A 12,907-nucleotide genomic window follows, 5' to 3' on the forward strand; every position below is an offset into this window, starting at 1 on the left:
TGTGCAGACCATAAAGGGCTTTAGTATAATTATCAATACAGGGTTAACCAGAAGTGGAGCATGGATGGATATCAATCATATTAAAGATAGAAATATCAGAAGTTGCGAATGCCGCTGTGGATCAGTCAACCTAGTATGCAGAGGTGAACCTCAACGAACCTCTGTATGCCATTGCTATGAGTGTCAGAAACGCACCGGAAGTGTATTCGGTGTTCAGGCTAGGTTCCCAATAGAGCAAGTCACCCTAAGCGGAGAAGTGACCTCTTTCTCACGCATCAGCGACACGGGTAATGAAGTCACCTATCAGTTTTGCCCTAAATGTGGCACCACCATGCTCTTACAATCTGTTGCTGCTGCCGATTTTTATATTGTCCCGCTCGGATTATTTAAAGAGCAAGACTTTCCGCTACCAAGCTTTTCAGTCTACGAAGAACGGAAACATGGTTGGGTCAAATTCGACCATCAAATGAGTCACTATAACTAGCTTGTTACTGACCTTTATCTTTATAAAGCAACAGCATTAAAACAAACTGCAATACTGTTGCCTAAGATCAAATATCAATGCTCCACAACGCTAGCGTATCTTCTCGCTAGCGTTATAATCTGCTCCTCTTTTTAACCCAGGGTGAACAACATGATTTCTAAGCTACCTCGCTGGGTTGAATACGGCGCCTTACTGTTAGCAGGCCTTGCTGGCAGCGTTAATGCAATCGGCTTACTCGGTTTCCAACACCAAGCAATCTCCCACATATCGGGCACCATGTCTTTACTAGGCAGTAGTCTGCTCACACCAACTTCGGCTTCTGTCCATCTCCTGTTGGTGATCATGAGCTTTATGTTCGGTGCAGCGTTCAGCGGGTTCTTTATTGAAAATCAAGCACTGAAGCTAGGCCGCCGTTATGGTGTTGCTTTATGTATAGAAGGTGGATTACTGTTCTTGGCACTATGGGCACTGTTGCAAGGCTACACTTCAGGCCAGTATTTCGCTTCAGCCGCGTGTGGTTTGCAGAATGCGATGATCACCACTTACAGCGGTGCAATCATTCGAACAACACACATGAGCGGGATCATTACCGATCTTGGGATAATGATTGGCGCACGCTTAAAGGGGATGCCCTTTGACCGCCGAAAAGCCAAGTTGCTGATGTTCATTGTGGTTGGCTTTCTGTTTGGTGGTTTAAGCGGCGCATGCCTGTTTCAGCGCTTTGAAATTTTAGCGTTGGCTTTCCCTGCCTCTTTCGCCTTCATTATCGCATTTAGCTACTGGGTCTACCTGACCTATCGAACTGAATCCTCAATCAATTTATAAATACCTGGCAATATATCCTCAAACTACGTAACATCCGCAACACTTTATTCTAAACTCTTAATGAGTTGCAGAACAACTAGTGTGAATAGTTAGCGATATTTGATGAATAGTATTGCATGCACTATCAATACTGGGTAATCTTGCAGCCAGTGAGAAAATACGGATATTTAGAGAATAAAAACGCCAAGGATGTGGCTTTTTTACATGTAGAAATACGAGAACAATTAACATGTCTAACAACACGAATACTGCTCAACCAGAGAAATCTAAAGGCAGTTTCTGGGTTTTCTTAATCCCATCTCTGATTGGTTTGTTCCTTTTCATGGCTCCAATCAGCTACCAAGGTGATCTAACGATCCCTGTTGCTATTCTAGCCAAATCAATTCAAGCGGTTTTCGGTGAGTCTCTAGTTGCTATTATCACGGCAATCGTTGCCTTCATGTCTGTAGCTTCCATTTTAAGTACCATTTTCAAGCCTGCATTCATTACATCGAATTCATTTCTAAACGGCCTTTTCAACCCATCTCCATTATGGCTGCTGGTTCGTATGATTGGTGGTGCTGCAGCATTCATGGCTTTCTTCCAAGTCGGCCCTGAGTTTATCTGGGAAGAAAACACCGGTGGTTTAGTTCTAGAAGGTCTGCTTCCGACACTGTTCTCAGTATTTATTTTTGCTGGCTTACTACTGCCACTGCTGCTTAACTTCGGTTTGTTAGAACTGTTCGGTACCTTGCTAAGCAAAGTAATGCGTCCAATATTCAATCTACCTGGTCGTAGTGCTATCGACTGTATGGCTTCTTGGTTGGGTGACGGCAGCGTTGGTATCCTTCTTACAAGCAAACAGTACGAAAAGAAATTCTACACTCAACGTGAGGCTGCGGTTGTTGGTACGACTTTCTCTGCAGTATCTATCACGTTCAGTCTTGTGGTTATTGCTCAAGTAGAACTAGAGCACCTATTCCTACCTTTCTACGCAGCAATCTGTCTGGCGGGTATTGTGGCTGCGGTAATCATCCCTCGCCTTCCGCCACTAAGCATGAAGAAAGACACCTTCATTGATGGCAGCAAGCCTCACAAAGACGCTGACGCAATCCCTGCGGGTCACTCAACCTTCTCTTGGGGTCTTGAGCTAGCGGTAAATAAAGCATCTCAAGTGAAGTCGGCTAAGTCTGTATTTGGTGAAGGCGTTCGTAACGCAGTCGATATGGTATTTGGTGTACTACCTGTTGTTATGGGTCTAGGTACAATGGCGCTAGTTATTGCGGAATACACATCTGTGTTCTCAATCCTAGGTCAGCCTTTCATCCCATTCCTAGAGCTACTTGGTGTACCTGAAGCCGTTGCTGCATCTGAAACCATCGTTGTTGGTTTTGCGGATATGTTCATTCCTGCGATTCTTGCCGCTTCTATCGACAACGAGATGACTCGCTTTGTTATTGCAGCAATGTCAGTAACTCAGCTGATTTACATGTCTGAAGTAGGCGCTCTGCTTCTAGGCAGTAAGATCCCAGTGAACATCTTGGAACTGTTTATTATCTTTATTCTGCGTACTCTAATTACGCTTCCAGTTATCGCTGGTGTAGCTCACCTAATATTCTAAATTAGATGCTACTTATATAAGTAAGCAGATATAATTATAAGCCTCACTTTTGTGGGGCTTTTTATTTGCACGAAATATATACACATTGTTATTTAAAGTGTAATCGACACATTAGTTCTGCATATCATTTAATTTCATATCTTTTATTCACCCTTCCTCTTTTTAATAGAAAACTTAGCGCATAAGCACTCAATTAATACATTCTTAATTCCCCCTTAAACTCCGTCTAGGCTCATTCCCCAACTCATTGAACAAAAAAACAAAAGTAGCAAATATGTAATTAATTGAATTTTGCATTGTGTGGGTTGTTGTATTTTTGTAGTCTATTTTGTGAATTTACATTCAAGTAATTTTCAATCTAGTCGATATATATAATTACAAAAACACGATTAACTTTAGTCTTCGCAAAGCCTGTGAGAAGGGGAAAACTCAATGAAATTTAGCCATAAGGTGGTTGCTGCATCATCAGCCTTGCTGCTAGTGACAGTATCATTGCTTTCAATACAACAACTTTACACCGTAAGAAGCGCTGTAGAAAACCACGTCAATGCGAGCCTGAAAGAAATGGTTTCTGGCGTTAAGAATACCGTCGAATCAGAGATGAACGCCAAGAAAGCGTTGGCTCAATCGACGACTGAAGTCATCGAGATCAACCCTCAAGATCGTACATACGTAAAAGAAATCTTAGAAAAGCCAAAACTTAAAAATAGCTTCCTAGCGGTTGGTTTTGGTTATGAAGCCAACGGTTTCGTTATTGAAAATGATGACGGCTGGGAAGCGGGTCCAGATTACGACCCTCGAATTCGTCCTTGGTACATTGATGCTAAATCCAAAAACAGTTTAGTTGTGACTGCTCCTTATGTGGATGCATCAAGTAAGAAAGTCATCATATCAGTGGGCACACCCGTTAAAGACAACGGTCGTTTCACTGCGGGTATGTTCTACGACCTAGAATTGACGAACCTTGCAACCTTGGTCAACCAAGTGAACTTGTTTGATGCGGGTTACTTATTCCTAGTGACAGCCGACGGCACAACGATTGCTCACCCTAATGCGAAAAACAATGGCGAAATGCTTTCAAGCTACATGCCACAAGCAAGCATTCGTGAAGGCTCTCAAGAAATTGAGGTCGACGGCAAAATGTTCCTAGTGAACTTCACTCACATCCCAAGTGAAGATTGGTACATAGGCGCAATCCTTGATGAAGAAATCGCTTACCAAACCGTTGAAGATTTGAAAAACAGCTCAATGATCTACTCGTTGATTGCGGTTATTCTCAGCATCATTGCTCTAACAGTTCTTATCCGCGTATTGATGCGCCCACTGGATGCGCTTAACCAAGCGATTCAAGATGTAGCGAGCGGACAAGGAGACCTAACTAAGCGTCTAGATACCAACACAGACAAAGAGTTCTCTGACCTAGCGAAAGGCTTCAACACCTTTACCGAAAACCTGCAAAATCAGATCATTCAATCGAAAGCGATTGGTGTTGAGATTAAACGTGGCACTGAAATCACAGTGAAAGGTGCGGGCGAATCAGCGAACGCAATGAATACCCAGTTGCAAGAGCTTGAACAGTTAGCAACAGCAATGAACGAGATGGCGGTTACCGCAACAGAAGTCGCAAACAACGCTCAAGGTGCGGCAGCTGCTGCTCGTGAAGCAGACGAAGCAACACTAGACGGCACTTCTGTAGTTAGTGATACTACTCAAGCGATTGATAACCTATCTGAGCGCATCGACCAAGCCGTTGCTGAAGTACAAGTACTTGAATCAGCAACCGCAAACATCGAAACGATTCTTAAAGTAATCAACGATATTGCAGACCAGACTAACCTACTCGCATTGAACGCAGCGATTGAAGCGGCGCGTGCTGGTGAATCTGGTCGTGGTTTCGCAGTCGTTGCCGACGAAGTTCGAACTCTGGCGCAACGTACTCAAGAGTCAACCACTGAAATCCGCAACATGATTGAGCAGCTCCAAGCGGGGGCAAGCTCAGTATCGAACGCGATGAACCAAAGTAAAGACACTGCTACTGACGCTGTTGAACGTGCTCAGCAAGCAAACTCTTCACTTGACCGTATCCGTGACGCGATTCAGCGCATCTCTGATATGAACATTCAGATTGCTTCAGCAGCAGAAGAGCAGAGCTTGGTAGCGGAAGAGATCAACAACAACACTGTTAAGATCAAAGACCTTTCAACACAAGTATCAAACGCGGCTCAAGAAGCGAACACAGCAATGCAGGTACAAACGGACAATGTTCGCCAACAAGACGAGCTACTGAACAAGTTTACGGTTTAACCGCCTTACCGTTTAACTAACACTCTGTTTAGTAAAGAATAAATAGTTTCACATTAAAAGCCCCGCTTACTGATTGTCAGTAACGGGGCTTTCTTTTCAATCTTTTCTTTCTAACCGATTAGACGTAACTCGTGGTCGTCAGCATCATGCACTGGTTAGGCTCAACCTTAATGGTTAAGTCCTTACCAACACAGTCGAACACCTCTCCAGACAACAAATCGGTCACTGCGCCAGTCCAATTTAATGAGGCTGTTTTGCTTCGTTTCGACTTGTTGATCACCACAATGCCTTTATCACCACGGACAAACACCAGTAAATCATCATTCGCTTCAACCACACGCATCGCTTCGCCATGAACATGGTTATGGAATTGAATCATGTTTTTCATGTAAGGCGCTTGCCAGTCATTAAGCCAGCGAGGCTGGCCGTTCTGATCCAGAATACCACTGGTGCTCAGCTCACTGTAAACAAGCGGCACACCGCCATCTCGACCAAGAATGAAAGCATGAGCCAATCGCTCATCGACTTCATCCATCACATGCTCCAGAAACACCTCGTTGTTCGGAATATCATGGGTTACCGCAAACGTGATGGCTCGCATGTTCGATAGTGCTTGACCGAAACAGTAGGGGTTGATCAGTGATTTAAAACTACCCTGCGCCGCAAACGCTTTGAAGATAGTATTGAACAGCGGGAAATCATAAGCGCCTAAGCGAGTGTGTTTGAGGTATGGTTCAAGGAACAGCTCATACTCTTCTTCCGTCGCACCGCCATCAGTAATGATCTCGCCAAAGATGTGCATTTCTTCGCAGATATCGTCAGTCCACACCTTACGCAAGTGTGACAGTGTCATGTGTTTCGCTGCATCGATACGAAAACCTTTCACACCAATCGCTTTTAGAGCTTTTAGGTACGCTCGCTGCTGTGCAACCACATTATCGTTGTCTAACAGTGTTGGTAAGCCCGGATCACTAGCTCCACCAGTAATACGCCCGTTCTGAACTTCCCATGTGTCTTTCCAGTTCTTGATACCAAACGCTTCCACGAAGTCGTTTTCATCAAATAATGGTTTAGAAAGATCACCAAACAAGCGGATGGATTCGTAATAGTCAGCCTCTTTTTGATAAGACGCCATGTCTTGCTGGTTGGGATACGTTAAATCACCACGGATGCCCGATTCATTGGCCATGTGATTAAACACTACATCTACATAGGTACGAAGCCCGTGTTGCTTTAACGTGTTCACCATCGCAGTGAAGTCTTGCGTGTCACCCAATTGATTATCAATCACACGATAGTCTTGTGGCTGATAGCGTTGCCACCATTGAGTACCAGAATCTCGGTCGTAGCCTTTAGGGCCGCGCAGCGATTTCATCGCCGGTGATACTAAAACAGATTTATAACCCAACTCTTGGATCAGTGGGGCGTTCTTCATTACGTCAGCGTAGCACCAGTCAAAGGCATGCAATATGACATCCGTCGCTGGGTTGCTTAACATAGCTGAACTCTCCATGTTGTTCTCCTACCAAACTCGTTTACAGCTTTCTAGATAAATACAAAGGCTAAAAGGCAAAGCTGCATAAATTTCCTCAAGAATGGCATTTATTATATGAGTTACTCATTAAAAACCCTCCTCCTCCTGCCAATTACTCACGGTGGATAGTTGAGGGCGTAGCACCAATTATCGCATAACGTCTGGGATGAACACTCAGCCATTGTGCTTTTAAATGCGCAAAAAAGTCACAAAAAAGGAGCGTATATACGCTCCTTTTATTCAATCTATCACATATTTATTGCTAAGTTCTGTAAAGAACTTTAACCACATGCCAACCAAATTTTGTTTTTACAAGATGTGGTACAAGCGTCTCGCCAGAGAAACACACCTTATCAAACTGAGGCACCATTTGACCTTTTTTGAACTCGCCCAGGTCGCCGCCCTTTTTACCAGATGGACAGGTTGAATGTTTCTTTGCTAGCGTTTGAAATTTAGCGCCCTTTTTAAGCTGCGTCATGATGTCTTCTGCTAGTTCTTTATGCTTCACCAAAATATGAAGCGCTGCTGCTGTTCTTGCCATGATAATTCTCAGTTTGTTGCTGCCAGTTTACTTACGACGGTTGCTTAGAACATCGCTAATGAACTGACTGTTGTAAATCTGTTTGCCGCTAGCGACTTATCGAAATAAATTCATCGACAGCCAGCGTTTAGCGTGATTTTAACCCAAGAACAGCTATTCTTCACTCTATAACCGAAAACAACTGCCTTAAAGGCCATTAAAAACCGCATCGCGACTTGCTGCGGCTTCCATTTCCCTTTAAATTAATCCTTATAAATTAAGCGCGTATTAAGTAGGAGCCACTTATGGCCAAACCGATCAGTAAAGCGAGTCAGTCACAGGGAATGTTGATGTTCAAGTTATCCCTTACTCAAAGTTTTGCGATTGGCACACTTAAGGTCAGAGAAATCGTCCCTTTTCAACCGATGACTCAGATCCCCTACTCCCATCATCACGTGATTGGTACGGTGACTATCCGCGACCTTACGGTTCCAGTCATTGATATGTCCGCTGCGATTGGCTTCCGCCCGATAACACCCGCTGAATACCAAGATTGTGTACTTATCGTCACCGACTGTTTAAGAACAGTTGTGGCGTTCTTGGTTCGTTCGATTGATAAAATTATTGAATGTGACTGGAAGAGTATTGAATCTCCACCCACCAGTGTGGGTCGCAATGTCTTTGTAACGGGAATTACACGCTTTGAAGACCGTATTGTACAAATGCTCGACGTGGAACTGCTGCTTTCTAAGATCTACCCAGATTATGAGAATGCGCATATCCCGATGCTGACCGATGTAGAGAGAGAGCGCCTCAAAGCGTTGAACATCTTACTGGTGGATGACTCTTTGATTGCGCGTAAACAGTTATCTGATGCCTTAGACAGCATCAACATCCCTTACAGCATTTGTAACAACGGCTTAGATGCCATTGACCTAATGCGACGCCAAGCCAGTGCTGGCAATGCCATTGATCTCCTCGTGAGTGATATCGAGATGCCGGGATTAGATGGTTATGAGCTTGCATTTGAAGTGCAGAACGACAGTGCTCTAAGTCACGCTTACTGTATTTTGCACACATCACTATCCAGTGAGATCTGTGTTGACCGTGCCAATCAGGTGGGGGCACATGAAGCGCTTGAGAAGTTCAATGCGGGTGAGTTAATCGAAGCCATGCTACGCGGCGCAAAAGTCTTAAACGACGCCTCCACGGCTGCTTAAACCCTGTCTTAAAAGCTAAACCACCTGTCACTTTGGTTTAGCTTCCTACATGCCAAATCATCTAACGCTCGGTTAAGACTTTTTCGGCATTGGGCTCTTTGGCATGGAATAGCTCTTACTCACGAACTCCACTTCCTCAACCTTTTTGACGTGATTGGTATAAGACGCCAAGGCATAGAGTGTATTCGCAACTAAGTTAGCGTATTTAAAAAGAATCGGGTCTGGCGACTTTTTGCTTTCATGATGTTCAATACTGACCAGTGCTCGCACGACCTTTTTAGCCTGACAACGACACAAGTGAAGTTCGCTCGACACTCGGTTCCCACCAGGTAAAACAAACCCTTTGAAACCACCTTCTAGCTGATCGCGAATGTGATGATAATCTTGCTTGAGCTCGACCAGTTCGGATTCAGTGATCGCTAATTTCCCACGTACTGAACCATTTAAATGATAGATGTTCGGTTGTAGGCGTTGCAGGATCTCGCGAACTTGTGGTTCCAATTCCAATGAAAGAACCAATCCAACTCGGCAGCAAAGCTCGTCCGACAGAATCTCAAAATCACAGACAGGACTGTCTTCATAAATAAACGGGTAGCAGAACTCGTCCCAATCTCGACTTACTGGTTTCACGTATCGATCCTTACACATAAATATTAATCAGACGCCAATATACCAAACTCTTTGATTGAGTCTGAGTTTATTAGCTCAAAGACCCGCAGTTTCCCTGCTTGATAATGAGATAGCAAAAAGCCCTCACATTGGAGGGCTCCTAAAGAAATCGATTAAACGAAATTATTCGTTAGACACTTTTTTGTGGCCTTCTTGTAGGTGAACGAAATCCACCAAATCGTCGCCTGACACTTGATATGCTTGACCAAAACCTTTCACGAACAGTCCGTTCTCTGCTTTAAGGTTGAATAGTGAGAAATCTTGAAGCTGGCTCAAACCATCGATGATCTCGCCAAAACGCTCTTGCATCTGGCCAATCACTTGAGTCCAAAGTTCTGTTTCACGCGCTACAACACTTGCTTGAGCATCAAACGTTAAACGCTTACGTGCGTAAAGCTGCTTCGAACTCTCTTCATCTTCAATCATCATCAAAGAGACTTGAGGGTTCGCTTTCAAGTTACGGGCATGACGAGCAATATCAGAAATTAGAACAAAGTAACCTTCTTGGTTCTGAACGAAAGGTGCGTAACTTACGTTCGGGCGACCTTCTTCGTCAACCGTTGCAAGTTGAAGGGTACGGCGCTCTTGGCGAAACTCTTTAATTTCTGGACCTAGGCGACCTTGTAGACGTTCTTGTTTTACTTGCTGTTCCATGGGTAATTCCTTTCTTCACTTTCTCTGATTTATTATTTTTGCCCGAGGTTGAACGATCATTAGCGAACTAAACGATCCTCGAGCATTGATGTCTTGCTTAAGCTAGTTGGCAACCCTATGTAAGATTGCTGCTGATTATTTGCTATTGACTGTACTTAAGCTTGTTCTTTTAGCGCTTTGAAGCGTTCTACTTGGTCGGCAATAAGCTCACGCTTTTCGTTGCGGCCTAGGTAAATCTTAAAAATGTTCTCGCCCGTTTCACTGAAAAAGCCGAAGTAATGACTTTCACGCCCCATGAACGCTTTGCTCACCAAACCGATATGTTTAACGTTATCAAGTTTTAGGTGGCCATGAAGCTCGCCCTCTTTGCCCATCAGGTTGTAGTAACCACGCGCTACTTTACCTTTCGGGAATGGTGCTTTTACTTCAAAGATAGAACCAAATGAATGCACGATAGTGGTCACAGGGCCCCAACCAACTAAACCTTCTAGAATTTCTTGAGCACGGCTGCCATCTAGCATTACCGTCATGTCGTTTGGAAAAGCAGCAACCACTTCAACCTCTGAAACACCTAGCTTCTCAGCAATTGCTGTCGGCAGTAGTTTTGGCTCTTCTTCTAGAATGCGAGCTACGCGTTGTTCTAGAGTTTCTGTCATTTCTAATGTTGTATCTGTCATTGAATATGTTCCGTATAAACTAAAAATTCGATATTAAGCGTGCTTCAAGCTTGCATGGGGGTGAACGCCCGAACCTGGCGCTTTTGGCGCTGGGTGCATTGCTTGATATTCAGCGTTAAGCACCTGAATTACACTCTGTGCTAGGCTTACCGCCCAAAAGCTGCCAGCTATAGTCAGGCTCAGGTAATCTTCCGAAAGCTCAACTAAACCGTTCTTTTCCCAATGCGCGAACAAAGGCTTTAGGTAGTCGAACGTGTCATGTCCCATAAAGCTCGCTAACGTACTTCTTCTAACAACACCAGAATCAAAGCCTGCCTTTAATGTCGAGAAGATTGGCTCTAATGAGCTTTGCTTCGTCATCATGGCAATCGGCAACTGACCTTGTTTTATAGACTCCATGTAGCTGTCTAAAGTTCGATGTTGCATCACACCGTGGCCGCCAATGTTGCCACCAGCACCACAACCAATTGGAAGCACCTCGGCATAAGTTTTCGCTAAGCTGTTGTAAATGCTGCGTTCGCGGTTATCGCGAGTCCAGTGATTCACGCTCAGCTGTTTAACCTTGTGCTTAGCCATGAATTCAACACCCGCCAGGTACATGCTCGCCTTATCTGACGTATTGGCCGGTGGTGGGATTTTTCCTTTCTCAACGAGATTAAGCATAGGTGCATTGCCCGCAACAATCAGTTGGTAGAGGTCGATACCGTGTGCACCAGTAGACATGTAGTCTTCTAAATCTTGTTGGAACACTTCCATAGATTGGTGTGGTAATCCGTATAACAGATCAAGAACGATTGGCGCTTGCTCGGTACGACTCAGTGAACTGATGCGTTCTAGCACAACCTCTCGGTCATCTAGGCGCTTAGCACTACGTCGAACTTGAGTATTGAAACTTTGAATACCGAATGAGAAACGATTGAAGCCACCTTCAAGCGCACGATCAAACATCTCGTCGCCAAATCGATTGATGCGTCCTTCCAATGTCATCTCAACATCGTTTGCTAGTGGGAAATATTGACGAATCGCTTTACCCAGCTGCTCAACTTGTTGAGGAGACAAATCGGTGGGCGTTCCGCCACCAATATAAACGGCGTGAAATAGTCCAGACTGAGCCCAAGGCGTTTTGGCTTTTTGCTTCAACTCGACCATCAGTGCATCGAAATACTCATCTACTAATTTACGGCTTGCGGCATTTTGGAAGAAATTACAGAACGTACAGCGCACCCGACAGAAAGGAATGTGGATATACAAGCAACGCTTATCCTGTTTTTTCCCTTCGCTTAGCATCAATTCATCAAAGAGCTCTAACTTCTTACTGGGGTCGACCGGAATTGAACTTCCTCCGGCGTGGGCAGAATGCTTTTTCGCAAACGCAAAACGAAGCGGATCAGGGCTAGAAACACCCAAGATTGATTCGTCAAATTTATAAATATCAAGACTCATATAATCTCTCTAAACACTTACATAGCAAAGCCTGGAAGACTATTCGCTAAAAACTGAGAGAATCATAAATACACGCAAATGATAATGCAATTGATAATTGATCTTATTTAGATTCTAAGCAATAATCCGATACAGAATTTTGATTTGGTAAAGGATTGATTGTGAACGTTCCTAGATATGTTATTGCAGGCGGTGCATCGTTAGTGATTCATGCAGCGTTGTTGTTTGTCGCTCAAGAATCCAAAGTATTTGCGATGCCTGCAGGTAGCCAATCGAACACGGTATCGATCAACTTCACTCCTAAGAGCGTTCCTTCACAAGCTCAGCAAAAAACAATCACAGAGCTAGTTGAACCTGAGCCAATAAAAGAAACCGTCTCACAAGCCGAACCAAAAACGGTTGAGCCAAAGCAAGCTAAGCCAACCCCAAAGAAAAAAGCGATCACCAATAAACCTCAACCAAAGAAAGTTGAGAAAAAAGTTATTGAGAAGAAGGTTGTCGAGAAAAAGCCGGTTCAAAAGAAACCAGTGACTGAGAGAAAGGTGGTTGAGAAAGAGCGTCCAGACCTAAAACCAGAACCAAAGTCCAAACCAGCCACTCAACCAGAGAAACTGGCCAACAAGAAAATCGATAAGAATATGGACGAGTCTGCGAACCAACCTCAGGAAGTAAACCAAGGCGTGTCAAACCAAGAGCCAGTTTTGGTCACTAAACCTTCGTTCTCTGCGCGCCCTACCCCACCGAATTACCCTCGCCAAGCAAGACGTCGTGGCGTTGAAGGTGTCGCGACTTATGAGATCTGGCTAGACGCTGAAGGCAAACAAATTAAACAAGCATTAGTAAATTCATCAGGCGCACTAATGCTCGATAACGCCGCTTTAGAAGCCATTAAACAATGGAAATTCTCACCTCACACTGTCAATGGTCGAGCGATTGCTCACCGTGTACAAATACCTGTTCGTTTTAGGTTGGATTAA

At 44.2% G+C, this 12,907-nt stretch carries 12 protein-coding genes; 6 read left to right on the top strand and 6 right to left on the bottom strand.

Features of this window, described 5'->3' with window-relative positions; genetic code table 11:
- The first annotated feature begins 1 nt into the window (after nt 1).
- The 4 genes from FTW16_RS09895 (at nt 2) to FTW16_RS09910 (ending at nt 5,213) form a co-directional block, all read left to right on the top strand.
- Nucleotides 2-484 (top strand): GFA family protein, encoded by a 483-nt coding sequence (locus FTW16_RS09895; protein ID WP_179947237.1) that lies wholly within the window; start codon nt 2-4, stop codon nt 482-484.
- A gap of 150 nt (nt 485-634) precedes the next feature.
- Nucleotides 635-1,309, top strand: coding sequence for a YoaK family protein (locus FTW16_RS09900; RefSeq protein WP_146490914.1), 675 nt, complete (start codon nt 635-637; stop codon nt 1,307-1,309).
- Nucleotides 1,310-1,538: 229 nt separating this feature from the next.
- Entirely contained in the window at nt 1,539-2,909 is a 1,371-nt protein-coding gene (locus FTW16_RS09905; RefSeq protein ID WP_146490915.1) for a YjiH family protein, read from the top strand.
- 432 nt (nt 2,910-3,341) lie between these two features.
- Nucleotides 3,342-5,213 (top strand): methyl-accepting chemotaxis protein, encoded by a 1,872-nt coding sequence (locus FTW16_RS09910; protein WP_146490916.1) that lies wholly within the window; start codon nt 3,342-3,344, stop codon nt 5,211-5,213.
- A gap of 118 nt (nt 5,214-5,331) precedes the next feature.
- On the opposite strand, the gene FTW16_RS09915 is transcribed toward FTW16_RS09910, so the two are convergent.
- Nucleotides 5,332-6,726 carry an alpha-amylase family glycosyl hydrolase gene (locus FTW16_RS09915; protein ID WP_146490917.1) on the bottom strand — a complete coding sequence of 465 codons (1,395 nt, stop codon included), beginning with the start codon at nt 6,724-6,726 and terminating at the stop codon, nt 5,332-5,334.
- 283 nt (nt 6,727-7,009) lie between these two features.
- The gene (gene ppiC / locus FTW16_RS09920) at nt 7,010-7,291 is read right to left on the bottom strand and encodes a peptidylprolyl isomerase PpiC (protein ID WP_258185064.1); all 282 of its coding nucleotides are present in this window, start codon (nt 7,289-7,291) and stop codon (nt 7,010-7,012) included.
- A 281-nt stretch (nt 7,292-7,572) separates the two neighbouring features.
- Between ppiC and FTW16_RS09925 the strand changes: the two genes are divergently transcribed.
- On the top strand, nt 7,573-8,487 hold the full coding sequence (locus FTW16_RS09925) for a chemotaxis protein (RefSeq protein ID WP_048662365.1): 915 nt from the start codon (nt 7,573-7,575) through the stop codon (nt 8,485-8,487).
- 72 nt (nt 8,488-8,559) lie between these two features.
- Here the strand turns inward: FTW16_RS09925 and FTW16_RS09930 are convergent, their stop codons facing one another.
- From FTW16_RS09930 to hutW, 4 genes are all read right to left on the bottom strand, one after another.
- On the bottom strand, nt 8,560-9,117 hold the full coding sequence (locus tag FTW16_RS09930; protein ID WP_146490918.1) for an ATP:cob(I)alamin adenosyltransferase: 558 nt from the start codon (nt 9,115-9,117) through the stop codon (nt 8,560-8,562).
- A gap of 162 nt (nt 9,118-9,279) precedes the next feature.
- Nucleotides 9,280-9,810: a heme utilization protein HutZ gene (gene hutZ / locus FTW16_RS09935; protein WP_060469343.1), complete on the bottom strand. Its 531-nt coding sequence runs from the start codon at nt 9,808-9,810 to the stop codon at nt 9,280-9,282.
- Between the two features lie 155 nt (nt 9,811-9,965).
- Nucleotides 9,966-10,487 (bottom strand): heme utilization cystosolic carrier protein HutX, encoded by a 522-nt coding sequence (hutX, locus tag FTW16_RS09940; protein WP_146490919.1) that lies wholly within the window; start codon nt 10,485-10,487, stop codon nt 9,966-9,968.
- Nucleotides 10,488-10,520: 33 nt separating this feature from the next.
- On the bottom strand, nt 10,521-11,930 hold the full coding sequence (hutW, locus tag FTW16_RS09945) for a heme anaerobic degradation radical SAM methyltransferase ChuW/HutW (protein WP_146490920.1): 1,410 nt from the start codon (nt 11,928-11,930) through the stop codon (nt 10,521-10,523).
- 161 nt (nt 11,931-12,091) lie between these two features.
- Here hutW and FTW16_RS09950 point away from each other — a divergent pair, with 161 nt between their 5' ends.
- Nucleotides 12,092-12,907, top strand: a complete 816-nt coding sequence (locus FTW16_RS09950) for an energy transducer TonB (protein ID WP_146490921.1) — start codon at nt 12,092-12,094, stop codon at nt 12,905-12,907.

The sequence above is a fragment of the Vibrio sp. T20 genome (assembly GCF_007858795.1).
Taxonomy (GTDB): domain Bacteria; phylum Pseudomonadota; class Gammaproteobacteria; order Enterobacterales; family Vibrionaceae; genus Vibrio; species Vibrio satsumensis.

Excerpts from the sequence above, each read along its gene's own strand:
- FTW16_RS09910 (WP_146490916.1), top strand. The coding sequence starts at position 3,342 with ATGAAATTTAGCCATAAGGTGGTTGCTGCATCATCAGCCTTGCTGCTA.
- hutZ (WP_060469343.1), bottom strand. The coding sequence starts at position 9,810 with ATGGAACAGCAAGTAAAACAAGAACGTCTACAAGGTCGCCTAGGTCCA.
- hutX (WP_146490919.1), bottom strand. The coding sequence starts at position 10,487 with ATGACAGATACAACATTAGAAATGACAGAAACTCTAGAACAACGCGTA.
- FTW16_RS09915 (WP_146490917.1), bottom strand. The coding sequence starts at position 6,726 with ATGGAGAGTTCAGCTATGTTAAGCAACCCAGCGACGGATGTCATATTG.
- FTW16_RS09900 (WP_146490914.1), top strand. The coding sequence starts at position 635 with ATGATTTCTAAGCTACCTCGCTGGGTTGAATACGGCGCCTTACTGTTA.
- FTW16_RS09925 (WP_048662365.1), top strand. The coding sequence starts at position 7,573 with ATGGCCAAACCGATCAGTAAAGCGAGTCAGTCACAGGGAATGTTGATG.
- FTW16_RS09905 (WP_146490915.1), top strand. The coding sequence starts at position 1,539 with ATGTCTAACAACACGAATACTGCTCAACCAGAGAAATCTAAAGGCAGT.
- hutW (WP_146490920.1), bottom strand. The coding sequence starts at position 11,930 with ATGAGTCTTGATATTTATAAATTTGACGAATCAATCTTGGGTGTTTCT.